21 protein-coding genes are annotated in these 21063 nt (G+C 74.7%); 14 read left to right on the top strand and 7 right to left on the bottom strand.

What is annotated here, in order from left to right:
• Window positions 1-52 precede the first annotated feature (52 nt).
• From ACZ7KX_RS38460 to ACZ7KX_RS38445, 4 genes are all read left to right on the top strand, one after another.
• A complete protein-coding gene (locus ACZ7KX_RS38460; protein ID WP_470330584.1) occupies window positions 53-445 on the top strand; it encodes a hypothetical protein in 393 nt (130 codons plus the stop codon).
• A gap of 64 nt (window positions 446-509) precedes the next feature.
• Window positions 510-1250 carry a hypothetical protein gene (locus ACZ7KX_RS38455; RefSeq protein WP_470330583.1) on the top strand — a complete coding sequence of 247 codons (741 nt, stop codon included), beginning with the start codon at window positions 510-512 and terminating at the stop codon, window positions 1248-1250.
• Window positions 1251-1296: 46 nt separating this feature from the next.
• Entirely contained in the window at window positions 1297-1608 is a 312-nt protein-coding gene (locus tag ACZ7KX_RS38450) for a hypothetical protein (RefSeq protein WP_470330582.1), read from the top strand.
• Between the two features lie 15 nt (window positions 1609-1623).
• Window positions 1624-2361, top strand: coding sequence for a hypothetical protein (locus tag ACZ7KX_RS38445; RefSeq protein WP_470330581.1), 738 nt, complete (start codon window positions 1624-1626; stop codon window positions 2359-2361).
• A gap of 30 nt (window positions 2362-2391) precedes the next feature.
• Here ACZ7KX_RS38445 and ACZ7KX_RS38440 read toward each other — a convergent pair whose 3' ends face one another.
• Window positions 2392-3060 carry a response regulator gene (locus ACZ7KX_RS38440; protein WP_470330580.1) on the bottom strand — a complete coding sequence of 223 codons (669 nt, stop codon included), beginning with the start codon at window positions 3058-3060 and terminating at the stop codon, window positions 2392-2394.
• Window positions 3057-4184 (bottom strand): sensor histidine kinase, encoded by a 1128-nt coding sequence (locus tag ACZ7KX_RS38435; RefSeq protein ID WP_470330579.1) that lies wholly within the window; start codon window positions 4182-4184, stop codon window positions 3057-3059. Before ACZ7KX_RS38435 ends, ACZ7KX_RS38440 begins: the two co-directional genes overlap by 4 nt.
• Window positions 4185-4375: 191 nt before the next feature.
• Here ACZ7KX_RS38435 and ACZ7KX_RS38430 point away from each other — a divergent pair, with 191 nt between their 5' ends.
• Together ACZ7KX_RS38430 and ACZ7KX_RS38425 are read left to right on the top strand one after the other, a co-directional pair.
• A complete protein-coding gene (locus tag ACZ7KX_RS38430) occupies window positions 4376-4720 on the top strand; it encodes a DUF6223 family protein (RefSeq protein WP_470330578.1) in 345 nt (114 codons plus the stop codon).
• A gap of 573 nt (window positions 4721-5293) precedes the next feature.
• The gene (locus ACZ7KX_RS38425) at window positions 5294-6340 is read left to right on the top strand and encodes a class I SAM-dependent methyltransferase (protein ID WP_470330577.1); all 1047 of its coding nucleotides are present in this window, start codon (window positions 5294-5296) and stop codon (window positions 6338-6340) included.
• Between the two features lie 55 nt (window positions 6341-6395).
• Here ACZ7KX_RS38425 and ACZ7KX_RS38420 read toward each other — a convergent pair whose 3' ends face one another.
• Both ACZ7KX_RS38420 and ACZ7KX_RS38415 read right to left on the bottom strand, forming a co-directional pair.
• Window positions 6396-6830, bottom strand: a complete 435-nt coding sequence (locus ACZ7KX_RS38420) for a VOC family protein (RefSeq protein WP_350520411.1) — start codon at window positions 6828-6830, stop codon at window positions 6396-6398.
• A gap of 255 nt (window positions 6831-7085) precedes the next feature.
• Window positions 7086-7430 (bottom strand): hypothetical protein, encoded by a 345-nt coding sequence (locus tag ACZ7KX_RS38415; protein ID WP_350520412.1) that lies wholly within the window; start codon window positions 7428-7430, stop codon window positions 7086-7088.
• Window positions 7431-7849: 419 nt separating this feature from the next.
• On the opposite strand from ACZ7KX_RS38415, the gene ACZ7KX_RS38410 reads away from it, so the two are divergent.
• Window positions 7850-8677 (top strand): maleylpyruvate isomerase family mycothiol-dependent enzyme, encoded by an 828-nt coding sequence (locus ACZ7KX_RS38410; RefSeq protein ID WP_470330576.1) that lies wholly within the window; start codon window positions 7850-7852, stop codon window positions 8675-8677.
• A 33-nt stretch (window positions 8678-8710) separates the two neighbouring features.
• Here the strand turns inward: ACZ7KX_RS38410 and ACZ7KX_RS38405 are convergent, their stop codons facing one another.
• Complete coding sequence (locus ACZ7KX_RS38405) at window positions 8711-9247, bottom strand: MarR family winged helix-turn-helix transcriptional regulator (protein WP_470330575.1); 537 nt, start codon at window positions 9245-9247, stop codon at window positions 8711-8713.
• A gap of 368 nt (window positions 9248-9615) precedes the next feature.
• Between ACZ7KX_RS38405 and ACZ7KX_RS38400 the strand changes: the two genes are divergently transcribed.
• The 3 genes from ACZ7KX_RS38400 (at window position 9616) to ACZ7KX_RS38390 (ending at window position 12325) form a co-directional block, all read left to right on the top strand.
• Window positions 9616-10815: a cytochrome P450 gene (locus ACZ7KX_RS38400; protein ID WP_470330574.1), complete on the top strand. Its 1200-nt coding sequence runs from the start codon at window positions 9616-9618 to the stop codon at window positions 10813-10815.
• Between the two features lie 116 nt (window positions 10816-10931).
• The gene (locus tag ACZ7KX_RS38395) at window positions 10932-11129 is read left to right on the top strand and encodes a ferredoxin (protein ID WP_350520416.1); all 198 of its coding nucleotides are present in this window, start codon (window positions 10932-10934) and stop codon (window positions 11127-11129) included.
• Entirely contained in the window at window positions 11126-12325 is a 1200-nt protein-coding gene (locus ACZ7KX_RS38390; RefSeq protein WP_470330573.1) for an NAD(P)/FAD-dependent oxidoreductase, read from the top strand. The genes ACZ7KX_RS38395 and ACZ7KX_RS38390 overlap by 4 nt, the downstream gene beginning before the upstream one ends.
• Before the next feature lie 313 nt (window positions 12326-12638).
• Here the strand turns inward: ACZ7KX_RS38390 and ACZ7KX_RS38385 are convergent, their stop codons facing one another.
• The gene (locus ACZ7KX_RS38385) at window positions 12639-13604 is read right to left on the bottom strand and encodes a molybdopterin-dependent oxidoreductase (RefSeq protein ID WP_470330572.1); all 966 of its coding nucleotides are present in this window, start codon (window positions 13602-13604) and stop codon (window positions 12639-12641) included.
• A gap of 300 nt (window positions 13605-13904) precedes the next feature.
• On the opposite strand from ACZ7KX_RS38385, the gene ACZ7KX_RS38380 reads away from it, so the two are divergent.
• Window positions 13905-15581 (top strand): hypothetical protein, encoded by a 1677-nt coding sequence (locus ACZ7KX_RS38380; RefSeq protein WP_470330571.1) that lies wholly within the window; start codon window positions 13905-13907, stop codon window positions 15579-15581.
• A gap of 77 nt (window positions 15582-15658) precedes the next feature.
• Window positions 15659-16018 carry a SpoIIAA family protein gene (locus tag ACZ7KX_RS38375; protein WP_470330570.1) on the top strand — a complete coding sequence of 120 codons (360 nt, stop codon included), beginning with the start codon at window positions 15659-15661 and terminating at the stop codon, window positions 16016-16018.
• Window positions 16019-16062: 44 nt separating this feature from the next.
• Here ACZ7KX_RS38375 and ACZ7KX_RS38370 read toward each other — a convergent pair whose 3' ends face one another.
• Window positions 16063-18033 (bottom strand): Tn7 transposase TnsA N-terminal domain-containing protein, encoded by a 1971-nt coding sequence (locus tag ACZ7KX_RS38370; RefSeq protein ID WP_470330569.1) that lies wholly within the window; start codon window positions 18031-18033, stop codon window positions 16063-16065.
• A 253-nt stretch (window positions 18034-18286) separates the two neighbouring features.
• Between ACZ7KX_RS38370 and ACZ7KX_RS38365 the strand changes: the two genes are divergently transcribed.
• Together ACZ7KX_RS38365 and ACZ7KX_RS38360 are read left to right on the top strand one after the other, a co-directional pair.
• Window positions 18287-19216: an aminoglycoside phosphotransferase family protein gene (locus tag ACZ7KX_RS38365; protein ID WP_470330568.1), complete on the top strand. Its 930-nt coding sequence runs from the start codon at window positions 18287-18289 to the stop codon at window positions 19214-19216.
• Window positions 19217-19327: 111 nt separating this feature from the next.
• Complete coding sequence (locus ACZ7KX_RS38360; RefSeq protein WP_470330567.1) at window positions 19328-21025, top strand: PucR family transcriptional regulator; 1698 nt, start codon at window positions 19328-19330, stop codon at window positions 21023-21025.
• The last annotated feature ends 38 nt before the right edge of the window (window positions 21026-21063 follow it).

Below are 21063 nucleotides of genomic sequence, written 5' to 3'. Positions count from 1 at the left end.
CCGTGGCCGGTCGCCCCGAATGTATAGTGACGGCCGGAGACGGGGGTCCCACGTGAGTGACAAGAATCGATCGAAGCACGCCGACCGGACGACGACCGTGCTGCTCGGAGTGATGGCCGAGTGCCCGCTGCTGCTCTGCCCGCTGGTGATCTGGCACGGCAGGTCATGGGCGCCCGCCTGGTGGGTGGACACGACGCTGTACCTGGTGGCCGCCGTCACCGCAGCGGCCGTGCTCGTCGCGGTGCGCCGCCCGGTTCCGGTACGCGGCGTCAGGCGTGCGTCCGCCGTGGTCGGCGGAGCCGCCGGCCTGGCGGCGGTGGTCGCGGCCACCCTCTTCCTCGGTGACTCCCACGTCTCCTCCAGCGGCTGGCTGCTCGTCGGTGCGGTCGTCGCACTGGCCCTCCTGTGCAACCAGCTGACCCTCGCCGCGACCACGCGTTCCTGACCGTCTCCCACCACGTCAACCGATCGCCCCGGGACCCGGGCCGTCGGTACGAGAGGCCCGTGCGATGAACGACCCGCTGCGCGACCTGCAGCAGATGAGCGCCTTCCTGGGCGACCTCACCCATGCGCTCGCCGAGACCCGCGACATCCTCCCCCAGCGCTCCGAGGGCACCGACCGCACCGGCTCGGTGACCGTCGTGCTCGGCCCGGAGGACCTCCCGCTGTCGATCACGGTCGAGGCCGGCTGGCAGCAGCGGCTGTCACCGGAGGCGCTCGGCGGCGCGGCGGTCGAGGCCGGGCAGGCCGCCGCCGTCAACCGGTTGTCGGTCTGGCAGCAGGACGCCGGGCAGGCGGCCTGGGCTGCCGTACCGGACCGGCTGCCCGACGACGGTGCGTCGGCGGGCGCCGTGGCCGAGCCCGCACTCGACCTGACCCTTGCGGTCGGCGACGTCAGCCAGGTCACCCCCCGGCCGCTGGAGCAGCTGGCCGAGGACGTGCTGACGGCGCTCGACCGGGCGGGCGCACCGGGCGTCCCCGTGCAGGGCCGCGGCTGCGACGAGGGCGGGCACGTGACCGTGGTGCTCTCGCGCGGTGGACTGGTGTCCTGCGAACCGGACGGGCGGTGGGCGGCCGAGACCGGCACCGCCGCGCTGAACCACGCGCTGGCCGCCGCCCTCGCGAAGGCCCGTACCGACCTCGCCGCCGCCGTGCGGTCCGCCCAGGAGGAGGCCGCCGCGGGTACCGACCGGATGCTGCGCGAGGCCCTCGCCCTGCTCGCGGACCCGAGCAAGCTCCACAACTCGTAACGCGGACCGGCCGCCGGGCCGGACGACCCAGGAAGGGAGCGACACCATGGCCGACGACGGCTTCAAGGTCACGACCGAAACACTCCGCATGGAGGCCGGGCTCTGGGACAAGCAGAGCGACGAGCTGGGCAAGATCGCCGCGTCCGTCGGCTCGATGTCGATGGACCGTTTCCAGGCGGGCGTCTTCCAGCTCGTCGTCAACGCCTACGCGGAGGTCCTGACGGCCGTTCACGACCGCTCCCTGGAGGGACAGCAGAACCTCAAGGCGGTCGCCGACGGCCTGCGCACGGTGGCGGACAACTACGACCACCACGAGCAGAAGACCTCGGCCAACCTCACGGCAATAACCGGCAACTGAAGCGGAGCTATCGACGTGGCATTCCAAGCGGCGCAGTACCAGGCAACCGTGGACAAGCTGACCTCGGGCCTGGGCGACCTGTCGGCCAAGCTCGACTCGGTGCCCGGCAAGGCGAACGACGCCGCCGACCGGTGGTGGGTGCCCGACTGGCTGGCCGACAAGGTGATCTGGTTCGGGAAGAAGATCTGCGAGATCGGCGCCTGGATCCTGAACAAGATCAAGGAGTGTCTGGAGGGCGCTGCCGCTCCCGTCTACATGATGGTCCACGGCTTCCAGTGGGAGACCCTGCGCGGCCTGGCGAACGGTGTGACCGGCCAACTCCAGCCGCAGGTGCTGGGCTCGACCGGGGAGTGGAAGGGCCCTGCGGCCGACGCCTACGGCAAGGAGATCCCGCGCCAGGCGGCAGCCGCCACCCTGCTGGGCGGGACGTGCGACAAGACCTCCACCTCGCTGGAGATCTGCGCGGCGGCCGGCCTGACCTTCTACCTCGCGCTGGCACTGGTCCTGGTCAAGTTCATCGGCGCCACCATCGCCGCGATCGCGTCGCTCGGCTCGGTGGTCTTCTCCTGGGCGGGCTTCCTGATCATCCTTGAGGAGGCCGGGGTCAACACCACGGTGATCGTCGCCGCGGTCAGCGCCCTGATGGTGCTGCTCGGCGCCCAGGCCAAGGAGATGGCCGCGCTGCACGGCAACGCCGTCGACAACAGCCAGTTCCCGGGCGGCCACTGGCCGGTGTCGGTCAAGCCCGCCTAGCGGCCGGGCGCGGGCCGCCGGCCGCGGCGCTCAGACGCCGCCCGGGGCGACGAGGCCCGATTCGTAGGCGAGGACGACGAGCTGGGCCCGGTCGCGGACGCCGAGCTTGGCCATGGCCCGGTTGACGTGGGTCTTCGCGGTCAGCGGGCTGATCACCATGCTGCCTGCGATGTCGTCGTTGGACAGGCCGCGGGCGACGAGGGTGACCGCCTCGCGTTCGCGGCCGGTCAGTTCCTCCAGCCCGGTGACGGAGGACGCACCGGTGACGGGCGGCCGAGCGAGGTACCGGTCGATCAGTCGGCGGGTGATCGAGGGCGCGAGCAGGGCATCGCCCCGCGCGGCGACGCGGACGGCGTGCAGGAAGTCGTCCGGCTCGACGTCCTTGACGAGGAACCCGGCGGCACCGGCACGCAGCGCTTCCAGGACGTACTCGTCCATGCCGTAGTTGGTCAGGATGACGACGTGCACCCCGGCCAGGGCCGGGTCGGCGGCGATCCGCCGGGTCGCCTCGATGCCGTCGACGCCCGGCATCCGGACGTCGACGAGGGCGACGTCGGGCACGTGCTCCCGGGCCAGGGCCAGCGCCTGCGCACCGTCGGAGGCCTCGGCGACCACCTCGATGTCGTCCTCAAGTGCCAGGAGCGCGCGGAATCCGCTGCGGATCAGCGGCTGGTCGTCGACCAGCAGGACCCGGATCACGGTGTCCGGTCCACGGGGAGGTGGGCCCGGACGGTGAAGCCGCCCCCGCCGCGCGGTCCGGCGCACAGGTGCCCGCCGAGGGCGGTGACGCGTTCGCGCATGCCGATCAGCCCCAGGCCGGGCACCGGGGCGGCGGCCGGGGTCCCCCGGCCTTCGTCGTCGACGCGGACCACGAGGACGTCCGGCCGGCAGTCGATCCGGACGGTCGCGGTGGCGGCGTCCGCGTGCCGGGCGACGTTGGTGAGCGCCTCCTGGACGATCCGGTAGACCGTCCGGTCCACCGCGGCCGGGACGTCGGGGAGCCGCCCCTCGATCACCAGCCTCGCGTCCAGGCCGAACGTCCGGGCCCGCTCGACCAGTTCGGGAACGTCGTCGAGCCCGCGCGGCGGGGCGGTGTCGTCGTCGCGCAGCGCCTCCAGGGTGGCGCGCAGCTCACGGCTCGCCTCGCGCGCGGCCTCCTGGATCGCGAGCAGGGCCTGCGGCACCTGCTCGCCGCGCTTGCGGGCCACGTGGACGGCGACATCGCTCTGGATCTTGACGACCGAGATCTGGTGGGTGAGCGAGTCGTGCAACTCCCGTGCGATCCGCAGCCGTTCCTCGTCGGCGCGGCGCCGCGCGGTCTCCTCCCGGCTGCGTTCCGCCTCGTCCGCCCGCCGTTCGGCTTGCCGCAGCGCCTCCCCGGCGGCGCCGGCCGCGACCAGCCAGGCGATTTCGAGGGCGCCCCGGGCCTGCGCGAGCGCCCGGCCCGTGTCGTGCAGCCCCGAGGCCAGCGCGGCCAGCGGGAGCACGGCCAGCATGGCCACGCTCGCGGCCGCGGTGACGGCACGGTGGCCCGCCCGGACGGCCGCGTACACCGCGAAGAGGTAGGCGACGGCGGGGACGTCGAACCCGGCCGCCTGGTAGCCCGCCGCGCACAGTCCGGTGACGGCCAGGACCGGCAGCGGGGCCCGGCGCCGCGCGACCAGCGCCAAGCCGCCGGCTGCCAGCAGCCCGGTTCCGAGCGGTACGGAGGCCGTGTCGGAGCGCTGCCCGGTCAGCCCGGCGACCAGCAGTGTCGTCGCCACACCGACGGCGATCGCCCAGTCGATGACCGCGGCCCGGCGCCCGGCCCGTCCTCTTCCCATGCGCGCACCCTAGCCGGGTGGCCGCGTGGGCGGCTCCTGCCTGCGGATGATCGACGACTACCGCGTCGGCGGTATCCGCCCGGTCGCTACGGCGCCGACAGCAGGACGAAGTGCCTGCGCCCGCCGGACGACCGGGGCGGGGACGAGCGGGCATGCTCGGGCGACAGCCCGTCGTCGGAAGAGGTCACGCCATGCCCGTACCCCACCTGCCGCTCGCCGCGAGCATCACCACCCTGAGCGCCGGGCGGATCGGCGCCATCACGGCCGCGCTGCTGGCCCTGGCCGCCGTGACGGTCGCCGGGCTGGCGCTGGCCCGCCCCGCCGGCCGCCTCGGCACCGCCAACGGGCCGCTCGGAGCCGGGCTGGCACTGGTCGCGGGCCCGGTCGGGACGGCCCTCGGCGCGCTGGTCGCGGCCACCGCCGACGGCGGGCTGGGCACCGGGAACGGGCTCGGCGGGGCGTACGTCGCCATGCTGCTGGGCCTGGCCGGCACCGTCCTCGGCGGGCGGGCGCTGGCCCGCGCCCGTCGCAGGTGACGCGGACCGCGGATGTCCCGCTCCGCGCGTGGCGAGCCCCCGGCGGCCCGGTGCCGGTGCCGGGCCGCGGGGGATGCGGGGCCACACGGTGCCGGCGATCCAGCCGACGGTCTCGGCGGTGCGCGGGCCGTTGGACAGGGTCCGGCCGGTGCCGACGAGTTCGTTCAGGCGGATCTCGAAGTTCAGCTGCAGCTTGCCGGTCTGGATCATGGTCATGGCTTCTGCCTTTCGCTCATCTGCCATCGGCCGTGTCCGGTTGACGGCCGCACACCCGACGGCACGGGCACCGCTTCTGTACGCAACCATCAGTGTTCAGGGCGGAAGTCGCCGGTTGGTGGTATTCGAACGCATACCCCTTGCCGGGTGGGGGTCGGTCGTGCCGGCACGGCCGCGGTGCGAGGGCGTACGCAGCCGTCGGCCTTCCCGTCGAGCGGGAGGGTCCGGCGCACCGTGGCGCCCTCCCGGAGCACGCCCGGCCGGTCCGCGCGGAGCGCGTGCGCCCGAGAGCGGGGTGTGCCCGGCGCGGGGGCGGGCAGGCATGGGGTGCCCCCGCAGCCGACGAAGGAGTCGCCCGTGCCCGCGCCGTCCTACCTTCCCGACATGACCGTGGAGCAGTACCTCGGCCACCTCGCGGACCGGCATCCGGGCTGGCACCGGCTGCTCGACCCGGGACGGGTCGACGGGGCCACCACGGCCGACCGGCTCCGCGCGTGGACCAACGAGTTCGCCCCGGACAGCGGCGGGCGGGGCGACTCCCACCGGCGCGCCCACCGGGATCCGCTGGTGCGCTGGACCGGCGCCCGGCAGCTGCTGCGCCTGGCCGTGCCGGAGGCCCGCAGTGGCCGCGGGGCGCAGGCCCGGAGCGGCGGCGCGGCGCAGGCGCTGGTGCTGGACGCGCTGGGCGGGGACGGACTGCTGGCGCGCGCCTCGGCCCTGCGCCCGGACCAGGTGCCGGACGGGCTGCGGCTGCTGACCGGTGACATCTCCGGACCGATGGTGGCCGCAGCCCTCGCCCACGGCCTGCCCGCCGTGCGCCAGGCCGCTGACCGGATGCTGCTGGCCGACCGGACCGTCGACGCGGTGCTGCTGGCCTACGGCACCCACCGCATCCCGCCCGCCGCCCGCCCCGCCGTGGTCGCCGAGGCCGTCCGGGTCCTGCGCCCCGGCGGCCGGGTCGTCCTGCACGACTTCGAGCCGCACAGCCCGATGGCCGACTTCTTCCGCACCGTCGTCGACCCCCGTGCCGCGATCCGCCACGACTACCGGCACTTCAGCCGCATCGACCTGCTCGACCTGTTCGCGCCGCATCCCGTCGCGGTGCGCCTGGTCGACGTCTACGACCCGATCACGCTCCGCGCGGCAACCCCTGACGGGGCGAAGGCCGCCGTGGTGGCCCACTTCGGTGCGACCTTCGGGCTCGCCGACCACCTCGACGACCTCGGCACCGACGCCGGCTGGGAGCTGCTGGCCGACGCGTTCGACCACACCGCGCACCTCGCGCAGCTCTGCGGCCCGCTCGCGGCGCCCGCGCGGCCCTTCGTGCGCCCGGCCGCCGGCGGCTGGATCGCCGAGGTCCCCAGGGTGGCGCTGGTCGCCGTGGCCGAGCGCCGGGGCGGCTGAGCGTAGGGGCGGCTGAGCCCGACCCGGTCGGACCGGGCTCAGCCGGGAGAGCCGGTCAGTCGAGGCAGAACTCGTTGCCCTCGACGTCCTGCATCACGATGCACGACTCGTTGAAGCCGTCGGCCCGCAGGAGCCGCACGCGCACCGCGCCGAGTGCCAACAGTCGTGCGCACTCGGCCTCCAGGGCGGCGAGGCGCTCCTCGCCGACCAGACCGGTGCCGACCCGGACGTCGAGGTGCACCCGGTTCTTGACGACCTTGCCCTCGGGAACGCGCTGGAAGAACAGGCGGGGGCCCACGCCCGAGGGGTCCACGCACGCGAACGCCGAACCCTGACGCTCCGTCGGCAGGGAGAGGTTGAAGGCGTCCCAGTCGGCGAACCCCGGCGGCGGCGGTGGTACGACGTACCCCAGCACCTCGCACCAGAAACGGGCGACGCGCTCGGGTTGGGCACAGTCGAAGGTGACTTGGACGTGCTTGATCGATGCCATCGGTCCACCGTAGTGGCGCGCGCTCCGCTCAGGGGGCCCGGGGTGCGCATGTCACGGCGGTCGGCGCCGGGTGGGTGGTGGACGGTCGACGGCATCGTGCCGCGTGCCGCGTGCCGCGTGCCGCGCGCTGTGCGGTGCGGTGCGTGCGGCGTGCTGTGTGGTGCGGCGTGCTGCGTCGACCGTCCACCGGGGTGGCTCGCGCCGGTGTCGGCGCGGGTCGGGGTCAGATCCGCTGGGACGGCCCGAGGGCTCGGCTCACGGGGTGTAGCTGACCCAGCCCCTGGTGACGGTGGTGTTCGGCGGGCAGTAGAGGAGGACGTTCAGGAAGTCGGTGTGCGGGCCGTCGCTCCGGTAGGAGCCGTCCGAACAGCTGACGTTCACCCACCACTTGGTGGTGCCCCAGCCCGAGCACGAGATGCCGTAGTACCACTGGTTGTTGAGGAATCCGATGGTCGGGGTGGAGCAGTTGATGCCCTCGACCCGGGCCGGCGACGCCGACTGCGCCTCGGCTGCCGGGGCCGCGACGACGCAGGCCGCCGCCAATCCGGCCAGCAGACAGCCGGCGATGCCGATCCTCTTGCCCCTGGTGTTCCTGCGCACGATGGTTCCGCCCTCGTTGTCGGTGGTGACAGTGCCGCTGCAACCCGCGGCCGGGACGTGCCTCGATGACGTACGTCGGTGATGACGCACCTCGATGACGTACCTCGATGACGTGCTCCGGCGAATATAGGGAGGGATGGTGAAGTTCCGCATATGACAGCGGAAATGTCGCCACGGCGGCCGCACGCTGCCCGTACGCCCGGGCCCGACCGGAGGGTGCACCAGGCGTGGCGCGCCGGACCGCACGGGCCACCGGAGCCCCACCCGCGCGGACGCTCATCGGCCGAAAGCCGTCGCCCGTCCGCTGTCGCCTGCTCCGGTCCCACCGCGCCCGGCGCCCGCCCCGCTGCGCCCGGGAGACGGGTCGGGCGCGTCACGGGTCTGGACAGCGGCGCGGGGGTCGGTCAGTCTTCACCCCCATGACGCTCCCGTTCCCCCAGCAGCAGCAACCCCTCACCGCCGCCGCACGCACCGCGCTGTTCGAGGCGCTCACCGCGGTCGGCGGCGAGGCCGTCAGCCTGCTCGCCGGCTGTCGTGGCGACACCCCGATACCGGGTGCGGAGTGGACGGTCGCCGAGGCCGCCGCGCACCTGGCGATGGCCAACGAGCTGATGGCCGCGCTGGCGGCCGGCGAGGAGCGGCCGTACGGGGACGGGACGGCGGGCTCGCTGGCCGCGGCGAACGAGGCCTCGCTGGCCGAGCGGCCGGAGCGGGACCCGGACGTGCTCGCCGGGGAGATCGCCCGGCGGGCACGGGAGTTCACGGTGGCCGCGGGGCCACGGGCCGGTACCGAACCGGTGCTGACCCCGCTGGGGCCGATGGACCTGGACACCCTCGGCGCCTACCTGCTGACCCACATGCTCGGCCACCTCTACGACATCGCCGTGGCCCTGGGGCGGCCGCACCCGATCGACCGGCACCGCGTCGGGCAGACGATGCCGTTCCTGCGCGTGGCCATGCCGTGGGTGACGGACGCGCGCGCCGCGGCCGGCCACAGCGCCTGCTACCGGCTGCGGGTGCGGGGCCTGGACGCCTTCGCGGTGACCTTCACGGACGGTGTCGCCGTGGTGAGCCCGCAGCCGCCGCGCCGCCCGGACTGCACGATCCTCACCGAGCCGGTGGCGTTCCTCCTCATCGCGCTGGGCCGCTGCACCGCCACTGACGCCCTCCTCCGGGGCAAGGTGTTCGCCTGGGGCCGCAAGCCCTGGCTGGCCGCGGGCTTCCCGGGGCTGTTCGCGGCCCCCTGAGGAGGCCCTGCGCCCGGCGGCGGTGCAGCCGGGTCAGGCGCTGGTCTCCGCCTGGCGCGGGCAGGGGAGCGGCCCGTCCTCGGAGCACATGGTGGTCCGGACGCGCTGCACGTAGCGGTGGACCAGGTGGCGCAGCACGTGGACGGTGGCGGCGACGTCCGGGTCCGGGACGCCGTCGAGGGCGTCGGTCAGCCCGGTGATGTTGGCCTGTTTCAGTCGGTCGAGTACGGCCCGTCCCTCGGCGGTGAGTTCGACCTGGCGGGCCCGCCGGTCCGTCGCGTCCCGGGTGCGTTCCACCAGCTGCTGGCCCTGCAGGCGGTCGATCTGCCGGGTGACGTGGGAGGGCTTGACCATCAGCCGGTCGGCGAGGTCGCCGATCCGGCTGGCGCCGTCGGCCTCGGAGAGCGCGCGCAGCAGGTAGATGTCCGAGCGGGCGGCGGTGATCCCGGCCCGGGCCGTCTGGCGTTCGTGCTGCTGCGTACGCGTCAGCAGGTAGGCCAGGGTGGCCAGTACGGCCTCCAGGTCCGAGGCGGTGGTCCGTTCGTCTTCGGGGTCTTCGGCGTCCGGCATGGGGGAACTGTAGCGATCCGGTGCGGGCCGTGAGGGTGACCCGGGGGTCCGACCGGATTTCGGACAGATTCGTTCGCTGGGGGGACGGGGCCTTTCGTTGCAACGGAGTGCGAGTTAGCGTGACGGTGAGTTAGTTGCTTAGGGCACGTAAATGGCCCCGGTTGCACCCCGGCCGCACCACCCCCCACGGCGCCACCCACCGCACAGAGCACGCCGCACACAGCACCGCACCGCGCACAGCACACAGCACACAGCACACCGCGCACAGCACACGGCACACAGCGCACGGCACACCCCCACGCGGCGCCACCAGCGGCGCCACGCAGGCCCGAGCTGGCGACACCCAGCTCCGAGAAGGGAGCCCCCTCATGGCCACGGCCGCCCAGACCCCCGGCATCACCCACCCCGCCGCCCGCGGCGCCTGCCCCTTCGACCCGCCCCCCGCCTACCAGCAGGCCCGCCAGGAGGAGCCGGTCACCCGCGTCTCCCTGTGGGACGGCGCGCCCAGCTGGCTGGTCACCCGTCACGAGGACGTCAAGGCCGTCCTCTCCGACGCCCGCTTCAGCTCCGACTCCACCCGCCCCGGCTTCCCGTTCATCAGCGCCGGCGCCCGGCAGCTGAACGCCGGTCAGCCCACCTTCATCAGGCTGGACGACCCCGAGCACGCGCGCCTGCGCCGGATGCTCACCGGCGAGTTCATGATCAAGAAGGTCGAGGCGATGCGCCCCGAGGTCCAGCGCATCGCCGACGACCTGCTCGACCGGATGACCGCCGGACGCACCGGCGCCGACCTCGTCCACGAGTTCGCCCTGCCGCTGCCCTCCCTGGTGATCTGCCTGCTGCTCGGAGTCCCCTACCGGGACCACGACTTCTTCCAGGAGTGCAGCCGCGTCCTGCTGCGCCGCGACTCCTCGCCCGAGGAGGTCGACGCCGCCCGGGACCGGCTGGCCGACTACCTGGTCGAGCTCACCGAGACCAAGCGCGCCGAGCCCGACGACGGCATCCTCAGCCGGCTGGTCGCCCGCGGCGAGCTCAGCACCGAGGAGATCGGCGCGATGGGCCGGCTGCTGCTGGTGGCCGGACACGAGACCACCGCGAACATGACCGCGCTGTCCGTCCTGGCCCTGCTGCGCAACCCCGACCAGCTCGACCACCTGCGCCGCCACCCGGAGTCCGTCCCCGGCGCGGTCGAGGAACTGCTGCGCTACCTGACCATCGTGCACTCCGGCCTGACCCGGGTCGCCACCGAGGACGTCGAGGTCGGCGGCGTGCGGATCCGGGCGGGCGAGGGCGTCATCTGCATGATCAACACCGCCAACCGGGACACCCTGGAGTTCCCCGGCGGCGACGAGCTCGACCTGACCCGCGATGCCCGCCGCCACCTCGCGTTCGGCTTCGGCGTCCACCAGTGCCTCGGCCAGCCGCTCGCCCGCCTGGAGCTCCAGATCGCCCTCGACACGATCCTGCGCCGACTGCCCCGACTGCGCCTGGCCGTCCCGTTCGAGGAGGTCCGCTTCCGCGGCGAGATGCTCATCTACGGCGTCCACGGGCTGCCGATCGCCTGGTGAACCCCGGCCCGCGCGGCCCGCGAACCGAGCGCTCCGCCGATCACCGACACCGTTCACCGACACCACAGTTCACCACCACCAGGGCCCCGATCGGCCCTGCCCCGAAGGGAACCCGCATGCTCGTCCACATCGACCAGGACAAGTGCTGCGGCGCCGGACACTGCGTCCTCGCCGCCCCCGAGGTCTTCGACCAGCGCGACGAGGACGGCATCGTCGTCCTGCTCGACGCCCGGCCGCCCGCCGACGTCCACCAGGCCGTCCAGGACGCCGCCGCCGTCTGCCCGGCCGCCGCGATCCGCCTGGAAACCGCGTGAGCGCACCGCGCCGGATCGCCGTCGTCGGAGCCGGCGCAGCCGGACTGCACACCGCCGAAGCGCTGCGCCGGGCCGGCTACGACGGCCGGCTCACCCTGATCGGGGCCGAGGACGCGCCACCGTACGACCGGCCGCCGCTGTCCAAGCACCTGCTCTCCGGACAGTGGCAGCCCGAGCGGCTCACCCTGCGCGACCCCCGGGCCCTGGAGGAGCTCCGGCTCGACCTGCGCCTGGGGGTGCCCGCCCGGCGCCTGGACCGCCGTACCCGCACCGTCCACCTCGCCGACGGCCGGGAGGTGCCCTGCGACGCGGTGGTCATCGCGACCGGGCTCCGCCCGCGCCGGCTGCCCGGCGCCGGGACCCCGCTCGCCGGCGCGCACGTGCTGCGCACCCTCGCCGACGCCCTCGCCCTGCGCGAGGACCTGCGCGCCGGGGGCCGGCTGCTCGTGGTCGGCGGCGGACTGCTCGGCGCCGAGGTGGCGGCCACCGCCGTCGGACTCGGCGCCGAGGTCACCTGGCTGGTGTCCACCGACACCCCGCTGGCAGCGGCCCTGGGCACCGAGACCGCCGCCCTGCTCACCGGCCTGCACCGCGAACACGGCGTACGGATCCACCGGGGAGCGGCCACCGGCCTGCTGCACCGCGCCGGCCGCGCCACCGGCGTACGGCTGGCCGACGGCACCGACCTCGCGGCCGGCACCGTCCTGATGGCCGTCGGTTCCGAACCCGCCACCGACTGGCTGGCCGGCAGCGGCCTGCGGCTGGACGACGGCGTGGTCTGCGACGCCCACTGCGCCGTCGGGCCCGGCGTCTGGGCGGCCGGCGACGCCGCCTCCTGGCCGGACCCGCACACCGGCCGCCACCGGCGCGTCGAACAGCGCACCAACGCCACCGACCAGGCCCTGCTCGTCGCCCGGAACCTGCTGGCCGGCCCGGACGGGACCCGGCAGGTCTACACCCCGGTCCCGTACCTGTGGACCGACCAGTACGGCCTGCGGATCCAGGCGTACGGCCGCCCCGGCGACGCCGACCGCTTCGAACCGGTCGAGGGCAGCGTGGCGGAGCACCGCTTCGCCGCCGCCTGCGTCCGCGACGGGCGGGTCGTCGGCGCGGTCGGCATCGCCGCCGCCCGTGCCCTGCGCGGGCTGCGCAGCCAGGTCGCGGCGCACGGCCCCTGGCCGCCCGGGGAGGCCTGACCCGGCCGGCCGTCGTCGTCACCGCCGTCGGCCGTCGCAACCCCCGGACGGCCCGTTCCCCCGGTGGACCCCTCCCCTCGGGGGTCCACCGGGGGAACGGCCGCCGGGACTACCGTCAGGTGACGGAAGCCATCGAGTTCCACGGTCCACGTTCCGGTTCCCGGCGCAGCACCCGCCTGACCCCCGACCAGTGCCGGCAGCTGGAAGAGGCCCTCCCGCTCCTGGAACTGCTCCTCGACGAACCCGACCCACCCCGCCCCCCCGCCCGCGTAGCGACCCCGGGCCCGGTCGACGCCGGGCCCTGGGACGGACGTCAGACCCGGGCCGGCTGCCCACCTGCCTCGGCGACGACGTGTATCTCGTGGACGGCGTTCCGGTCGCCCGTGAGCGGCTGGACGCGCCCGGCGGAGTCGGTGGCCCGGCAGCGGATGCGGTGCCGGCCCGGGGCGAGGTCGTGGCGCAGGCGGAAGCGCTGCCAGGCCGGGTCCGGGCCGCGCCGGTCGAGTGCGGCGGGCTGCCAGTCGCCGTCGTCCACGGCGACCTCGACGGACGTCACCTCGCTGGAACTCCAGGCGTAGCCGGCGAGTTCGCAGCTCCCGGCCGGGACGGTGCGCCCGTCGCCCGGGGTGAGCAGCTTGCTGCTGACGTCCTTCTCGCGCACCGGCCGGGACTCGCTCTCGCCGGGCAGGACGCGGGTGTACAGGCGGGTGGTGAAGAGGTGGTCGGGGCGGTCGGCGGCCAGCACGATCCGGCTCAGCCACTTCACCGAGTTGGTCCCGAACATCAGGGGTGCCACCGCCCGCACCGGGTAGCCGTGGTCCGGGTGCAGCGGTTCGCCGTTCATGGTGTGCGCGAGGACGACCTCGGCGCCCGCCTGCTCCACGGGGAGGTCCTTGAGGTAGCTCACGCCGCTCTCGCCCGCGAAGTCGCCGGTGTCGGCGCCCTCCAGCCAGACGTGCCGGGCCTCCGGGCGCGGGCCGGCGAGTTCCAGTACGGCGGCGAGCGGGACGCCGGCCCACTCCACGTTGGTGACGGCGCGGGTCGGCACCGTGGGGTGCAGCGGGTTGCCGAAACACTCGTGGACGGCGGTGAAGCGGCGCTGCGGCAGGCCCAGCAGGGCCGGGAGGTCCAGCCGCAGCGGCCGCTCCACCAGGCCCTCGACGGTGAGCGACCACGTCGCGGGGTCGAGCCGCGGGTGCGGCCCGAGGTGGTTGCGGACGAAGACGTCCTCGACCGGTGTGAGGAAGAGGTCGGGTGTCGCCGGATCGGTCCTGATCATTGCTCATGCCCCCGTGTCGAACGAATCGTTGTGCGCGATCGACAGTACAAGGAGCAACTGACACCGCCCCGGGCGGGACCGCACGAGGACCTGTCGGGGTTCGCCCGGGGACCGCTCGGGCACCTGTCGGGGACCGGTCGCGCGACCGCCGCCGGGTCCGCCTGGGTGATCGGCCCGGCGGCGGGAGCGGGGGCGCGGCGTGTCCGCCGGGCAGGGCGTGGCGGCTCTGCGAGCCTGTTCCGCGGCCCGCTGCCGGACGAGCCGCACACCGGCACGCCGATCCGACCCGAGGAGCCTCCCTTGCCGCACCGGTCGCCCGTTCCCCGGCTGACGGCCGCCGTCGTGGCCCTGCTCCTCGCCCTCTCCGCCTGCTCCAGCGCCGGTTCGAGCTCAGGAGCGCGCCCGGCCGAGGCGCACGGGAGTTCCCCGCCGGCGGACGTGGTGGCCGCGGGCGGTCCGCTGGTCGGCGATCCCGCCCTCGTCCCCGGCGAGCAGTCCTGCGCGGCCGCGGAGGGCAACGCCCCGTGGTACCCGACCATCGCGGCCTTCGAGGTCCACGACTCGAACCGGACGCACCGGTACGGGTGCGCGCACTTCGGGGGCGCCCCGTCCGACAACCAGGTCTACGCCTACGGTTCGCAGCAGGTCTACGCCACGCCGTACAACATCGTGGACCGCGGCCCCGACGAGCTCTACGTCTACGGCGGCGGCTACGGCGACGGCCAGGGCGCCTCCGGCTCGTTCGTCTCGCGGGTGGAACCCGGGACGTACAACGAGGTCTGGCGCCAGGTGCTGATCAACACCAACGCGACCGACGAGTGGGACTACCCCGGTGTCCTGAACGTCCTGGCGGACGGCAGCCTGGTGGTCGTCTACGGCTACCACATCGCCCGGATCGACCCGCAGACCGGCCGGGTCCTCGCCCGGACCACGCTGCCCACCGGCCAGTCGGCCCCGCGCGACACCGCGTACAACGGCTACGACGCGCTGCCGGACGGGACCATCGTCGCCAAGACCGTCAACCGGCAACCCGGCTGCACGGAGCAGGGGTTCAGCGCCTTCCTGAACTGCCCCGACCCGACGGCCGTGCCGCCCTCGATCATGGTGGCGATCGACCCGAAGACCCTCCAGGTGATCTCCCAGGTGACGCTGCCCGAGATGATGGGCGGCCGGATCACCACGGCCACGCTCGACGGCACGCAGGAGATCTACCTGCCGGGCGCCACCAAGCTCTACCGCTACTCGTACCAGAACAACGGCTTCGCGCCCGACCCCTCGTGGGGGCCGGTGCCCTACCTCAAGGACGGGCAGACCGCCGCGTCCGCCATGGCCGTCATCGACGACTACGTCGTCGCGATGACCAACGGCGGGAAACCGACCTCGACCCCGATGAGCGTCGTCGCCGTCTCCCAGAGCGACTCGACCAAGGTGGCCGACATCCAGCCGTTCGCCTCCAGCGGCACCAAGAACAGCTTCATCCCGTCGATGGTCTCGGTCGACCCGGAGAACAACCGCGTCTACGCGATGGACGCCGGGGCGGGCGAGCTGGCCGGGATCGACCTGTCGAACGGCACGCTGTCGGTGGCGTGGACGCAGGACCAGACGACCCTCAGCTTCACGACCCTGATCGGCCCCAAGGACCAGCGCGTGCTGATCGGGACCGACATCCCGGTGAAGTTCTTCCAGGGGCTCAAGAAGTACACCACCGAACAGGTCGTCTGGCGCCGGGCCCAGGACGGCGCCGAACTCGCCCGCTCCAGCCAACTGCCCAAGATGACCCAGGGGATCCTGGTCACGCCCGGCTACGCCGGACTCCAGTACTTCCTCACCGCGGACGGCCACGTCACCGGCCTCCAGGTCGCACCGAAGCCCGCCTCGCCGACGCCGTCCGCCCCCGGCAGTTCCGCGGAGTCGACGTCGCCGTCACCGTCCGGGGCGCCCGTGTCATCGCCGTCCGCGTCCGCGTCCCCGTCCTGAGCCGGCCGGGCGGGGCCGCCGTCGGCCGCCTACCCCGGGGGGTCGTCCTCGGGGCCGACGAGAGAAGGGATCCGCTCGTGATCGAGAAGCTGGACGGACTGCCGGAGAACGTCATCGGGTTCGAGGCCGGTGGCAAGCTCTCCGCCGAGGACTACCGGGACGTGCTGCTGCCCGCGCTGGAGGAAGCGGCGAAGCGGGGCGCGGTGCGGTTCGTCATCGTCATCCGGGAGTTCCACGGCATGACCGGCGGCGCACTGTGGGAGGACCTCAAGATCGGGGCCGAGCACCTGCGGGCCTGGAAGCGGATCGCCCTCGTCACGGACATCGAGTGGATGACCCACGCGACGGCCCTCTTCGGGTGGATGACGCCGGGCACCACGAAGACCTTCCCGCTCGCCCAGCAGGACCGGGCGATCGCGTGGGCGGCCGAGGACTGACCGGGCTGGCCCGGCCTGGCGGGGCGTCAGCCGCCGGGCCGGACTCAGCCGCGGGCGGCGCGTGACCGGTCGGTCAGCCGCTGCTTCCAGCCCCTGGGGGGAGGCCAGGGCACGCCCCACGCCGCGAGCTGGTCGCGGCGCCACCCGCCGGCCGGGGTGCGGGCGGCCTCGATCTCCTCGGGGGTCGGGCACACCACCGCGTCCTGGCCCGCCGCGTCCCGGTCCACCGCCACGGTGGCCGCCGGGGCCGGCGGGGCGGCGGCGCGACCGGTGCTCAGCCGGAACGGCCGGGTGCGCCAGTCCCAGCCCCGGCTCAGGATCAGCGCCGCGAGGTCCATCCAGTTCGGGCGTTCCCCGCCGGCTGCGGCGACGACGTGCGGCCACCCCAGCACCGTCCCGTCGTCCAGCAACGGGCCGATGAGGGAGGCGAGCCCGGCGTCCGGCCGGTGTTCCTGCAACAGCGCGCGGGTACGGTTCCCGTCGGTGACCAGCAGCCCCCAGCCGCGTTCGCGGCACAGCTGCGCCAGGGCCCGGTACTTGGCGACGTTGACGGCGGTGGCCATCTCGAACAGCGGCTTGACCTCGACCAGGACGCAGCGCCCGTCGGTGGTGGCGACGAGCAGGTCGGGGAAGTAGGTGCGCGTGCGCCCGTCGAACTCGTAGCCGATGGCCAGCGGCTGCTCCTGGTAGTACGCGATCTGCGGGGCGAACGACAGGATTTGGATCAGGTGGAGCTCGCTCTCCGACTCGTACGCCACCGCGCGTCCGAGCTTGGGGCAGTGCCACGACCCGGAGCGCGGATCGTCGTCGTCGGCCTCGCGCAGCGCGGACAGTTCGCCGCGCGGGGGAGCGCTCTCGGGTGTGCCGAACCACTCGATCCGGCGCGCCAGGCGCTCCCACCGGGCGGTGGCCCGCTCGATCCGAGCCTGCCGGGTGGCCTCGCGGCGCTGTGTGTCGTGGCGCAGCGTACGGATCGTCATGGCCTGGGCCGCGAGGTTGTCGGCGGGCAGCTTGCGGGCCCCGGCCATGGTGGCGAGCAGGGTGACCGCCTGGCGCGGCGCCATGGACGGCACCAGGACCTGCGCCAGGTCGAGCAGCCGCTCGGCGCTGGACGGTCCGTCCGCGGTCCGCGGGCTCTCGGGGCTGATCGTGCCCCCGCCGTCGTTCGTGCCCCCGTCGCCCGGTGAGTGCCCGTCGAGGCGCCCGAGTTCGGCCACGAGGGTGCGGAGCCGGCCGGTGGCGGGCGCGGCGGAGCGGGCCATCGCGCGCACGGCCCGGTTCTGCAGCTGGCGGATGCGTTCGCGGGAGAGCCCGTGGTCGGCACCGATCCGCTCCTGGGTCCGGGCGTCCTGGTCGCCCACGCCGAACCGGCTCGCCACGATCCGGCGGTCGCGGGCGCCGGGGATCTCCTCGACGGCCGCGGCCAGGAGTTCGCGCAGGAGCATCGCGGTGTCGTCGTCGCCCTCGGCGATGGCGCTCCACGGCGGGGCGAGCGTGGCGGCGCCCGGGCACCGGCACTCCAGGGCCCAGTCGTCCAGCAGCAGTCGCCCGGTGCCCCGCCACAGGCGCCGTCCCGCGTCCCGGCGCACCGTCGGGTCCTCGGCGGCGAGCCTGCCGACCGTCGAGCGGGCCAGAAAGGCCGCCTGCCGCTCGGGGCCGAGGGTGTACCCGGTCAGCTGCTGCCAATCGGCGAGGACCTCGGCAGGGTCGGGCGCCTCGCCGTCGGTCCCGGTGCCGGCGGCGGTGTCGGCGGCGGTCCAGGTCTCGGTCCCGGTGTCGGTCCAGGGGTCGGTGTCGGCGTCCGCGTCGAGGGAGCCCGCGCCGTCGGCGGGCGGCGGCAAGGACCGCGCCCACCGCAGCAAATCCTCGTCCATGGCGAAGGCGAGCGGCATGTGCCGCGTCAGGCGCCCGCGGATCGCACCGACGGACCGGCCGTGCCGGACGGCGAGTTCGTCGAGGTCCAGGCCCTGCCGTGCGAGCTCCAGCAGCCGGGCGTCCTCGGCGTCGCTCCACACCTGACCCGTCCTGGGCGCCGACGATCGACCCTGCACATTCCCCCCACGGCTCGCGACAACAGGTCGGAGTATGCCCGCGCTGCGTCACCGTGAAGCGACGGGGGCGGGCCTCCGGTGGAAGTGACGCGCCATCACGGGTGGTGGTTCGACGCGGTGGCCGACCGGAGGCGGTGAGCGGGGCCCCGGGCCCCCCGCGGCCGGAACGGGCTCCGCGCGGGCGACGTCGGCCGGGGTGCCTCGGTAGGGTGCAGGGATGATAGCTGTACCGGAGGAGTTCGCGCGGAGCACCGTCGAGCGCGAGGGGGAGGCCGGGGCGCGGTGGCTCACCGAGGTGCCCGGGATCGTGGAGGAGCTGTCGGGGCGTTGGGGGTGCGTGCCGGACGGTGCGGTCATGCACGGCGGCGTCGGCGTCATCGTTCCGGTACGGGGGCGCGGCGGGGAGCCCGCGGTGCTGAAGGTGTCGTTCCCGCATCCCGGCAACGTGCACGAGCCGGACGCGTTCGTGGCGTGGGCCGGGCGGGGCGCCGTCCATCTGCACGAACGCGACGACGCGCGGTACGCGATGCTGCTGGAGCGGGTCCGGTCCGAGACCCTGGCGGAGGTCGAGGACGGCGACGCGGTGGTGACGGTCGCCGGGCGGCTCAACCGCCGCCTGGCCGTCCCCGCGCCGCCCGGCCTGCCCCGGCTGCGCGAGCAGGCCGCCGCCTGGGAGGAGCAACTGCGCCGGGACGACGAGGAACTGGCGCGGCCGTTGCCGCGCCCGGTGCTGGACGCCGCCGTCGCGACCGTCCGGGAGCTGGGCCCGGTCCAGCCGGACACCCTCGTCCACGGCGACCTCCACGCCGGGAACATCCTGCGCGCGGGCCGCGAGCCGTGGCTCGCCGTCGACCCCAAGGGATACGTCGGGGATCCCGCCTACGACGGCGGCACCCTGCTGAAGTCGCGCGCGCTGACGCTCCTCGACGCGGACGACCCGCGCAGGGCCGTCCACCGCATCCTGGACGTGTTCGCCGAGGCGGCCGAACTCGACCGCGAACGCGTCCGGCGGTGGGCCCAGCTCCACGCCGTCCAGGCCGCGTTCTGGGGCCGCCGGCACGGGTTCCGGATCGCCCGCGGCGGCCCGCGACTGGACTGGCTCACCGCCTTCGCCGACCGGCTGGCGGAGGTGCTCACCGAGCGGTAGCTCACGTCCCCGGTTCCGTCTCGCGGCACTACAGTGGTCGAACCGGTGGACGCCCTGGCCGAGTTGACGCCGACCCGACCGTGGCGCGCGTGCCCTGGGGAGGGGTGGCCCATGTCCGAGACGGAACAGACGGAGCAGGCGGGACGAACGGAACAGGCGGGACGAGCGGCACGGGCGGACCGGCTCGGGTCGGGGCCGACCCTGTTGAGCCTGCTGACGATGGCGGGGGACTTCGTCGTCCCGGGCCGCCTCGCGCCGGGCGGAGCGGACCGGCCGGTGAGCCGGCTGGTCGTGCTCGACGAGCTGGAGCCGCCGGCGTCGCACGGCGATCTGCTCGTCGCGGTCGGGGTCGATCCGCACACCGAGGAGGCGGGCGCCCTCGTCCGCCGGGCGGGGGAGGCCGGCGCGGCGGCGGTGCTCTTCCGTCCGGTGGAGACCGGCTCCGGGAACGAGGCGCTGGGCGCGGCCGCCGCCGAGGCGGGGACGGCGGTGCTCTTCCGCAGCCGGTGGACGGACTGGCCGACCGTGATCGGGATCCTGCACGCGGGGCTGTCGGTGACGCCCGAACCGAGGATCGCCGGTGTGCCGCTGGGCGACCTCCCGCAGTTGGCCAAGGCGATCGCGCTCCGGGTCGGCGGCTCGGTGACGATCGAGGACACCGCGTACAACGTCCTCGCCTACTCGCCGATCGGTCAGGACGTGGACTGGGTCCGGATCTGGACCATCCTGGGGCAGAAGCCGCCGGCGCACCGGCGCGACGACCTGCGGAACGCCGGGTTCGACCGCGACCTGCTGCGCTCGGACCGGGTGCTCCACCGCAAGGCGCACGGCGAGGCCCCTGAGCGCCTGATCGTGCTGGTCCGGGCCGGGGACGTCCCGCTGGGCTCGATCTGGGTGGCGGCGGAGGGCGAGCGGCCCCTGGACACCCCGGCCAACCGCGAGGCCCTGCGCGCCGCGGCGCGGGAGGCCGTGGCCCACCTGCTGCACGACCGCGCGCGGCGGGAGGGGCAGGACCGGCTGCTGCTGGAAGCGGTCCGGGGGCTGCTCGACGGCCAGGGGTCCGCCGAACTGCTGGCGGCGCGCACCGGGCTGCCGGCGGCGGATCGGTGCGCGGTGCTGTCGGTCGGTGCCGGGCCGGGCGGCCCGCAGGACGTCCGGGCGCGCGGCCGGCTGGTCGATGCGGCGTTCCGGCACTGCACCGGGCGCGGCGAGGTGTCGGTGGTGGTGCCCTCGGCGCGGGGCGTCCTGGTGCTGCTGGGCGGGCTGGCGAAGGACCCGGTACGGGCCCGCGAGCGGGTGGGGCTGCTGGCCGGATCGCTGGCCCGGGAGCTGTCGCGGCAGCTGGGGCTGCGGGTACGGGTGGGCGTCGGCGAGGTGCAGGACCGGCTCGACGGGGCGCCCGAATCCCGGCGGACGGCCGAAATGGCGCTGGGCGGGCTGCTGTTCGGCCGGGGCGCGCCGGACGTCGCCCGGGTCGGGGAGGTCGCGGACGCCGTGGCGCTGCTGCACTTCGCGGACGCGCTGCGGGCGGCGCGACATCTGCCGGTGGAGACGCCGGTGACGCGGCTGCTGGCGTCCACCCGCAAGGCCGAGGTCCCGCTGGTCGACACCCTGGGCGCCTTCCTCGACCAACCGGGGGAGAAGGCCAGGGCTGCGGAGGCCCTGGGAGTGGCCCGCAGCACCTACGCCCACCGCCTGGACCAGACGGTGGTGCGGGAGAGCGGCATCGACCTCGACGACCCCGACGCCCGGCTGCTGGCCCAGCTCCAACTGCTGCTGCTCAGGCGCTCGGTGGCCGACGAGGGCTGAGGCCGGCGTCCCTCACGGGGACCTACGAGGAGCTTGTC

It is taken from the genome of Kitasatospora sp. NPDC038210 (genome assembly GCF_055600605.1).
This window is presented reverse-complemented; position numbering and strand designations above follow the sequence as displayed.

Coding starts and splice junctions, on each gene's coding strand:
- ACZ7KX_RS38360 (WP_470330567.1), top strand. CDS start 19,328: ATGTCCGAGACGGAACAGACGGAGCAGGCGGGACGAACGGAACAGGCG.
- ACZ7KX_RS38385 (WP_470330572.1), bottom strand. CDS start 13,604: ATGATCAGGACCGATCCGGCGACACCCGACCTCTTCCTCACACCGGTC.
- ACZ7KX_RS38400 (WP_470330574.1), top strand. CDS start 9,616: ATGGCCACGGCCGCCCAGACCCCCGGCATCACCCACCCCGCCGCCCGC.
- ACZ7KX_RS38450 (WP_470330582.1), top strand. CDS start 1,297: ATGGCCGACGACGGCTTCAAGGTCACGACCGAAACACTCCGCATGGAG.
- ACZ7KX_RS38430 (WP_470330578.1), top strand. CDS start 4,376: ATGCCCGTACCCCACCTGCCGCTCGCCGCGAGCATCACCACCCTGAGC.
- ACZ7KX_RS38435 (WP_470330579.1), bottom strand. CDS start 4,184: ATGGGAAGAGGACGGGCCGGGCGCCGGGCCGCGGTCATCGACTGGGCG.
- ACZ7KX_RS38395 (WP_350520416.1), top strand. CDS start 10,932: ATGCTCGTCCACATCGACCAGGACAAGTGCTGCGGCGCCGGACACTGC.
- ACZ7KX_RS38410 (WP_470330576.1), top strand. CDS start 7,850: ATGACGCTCCCGTTCCCCCAGCAGCAGCAACCCCTCACCGCCGCCGCA.
- ACZ7KX_RS38420 (WP_350520411.1), bottom strand. CDS start 6,830: ATGGCATCGATCAAGCACGTCCAAGTCACCTTCGACTGTGCCCAACCC.
- ACZ7KX_RS38365 (WP_470330568.1), top strand. CDS start 18,287: ATGATAGCTGTACCGGAGGAGTTCGCGCGGAGCACCGTCGAGCGCGAG.
- ACZ7KX_RS38455 (WP_470330583.1), top strand. CDS start 510: ATGAACGACCCGCTGCGCGACCTGCAGCAGATGAGCGCCTTCCTGGGC.
- ACZ7KX_RS38405 (WP_470330575.1), bottom strand. CDS start 9,247: ATGCCGGACGCCGAAGACCCCGAAGACGAACGGACCACCGCCTCGGAC.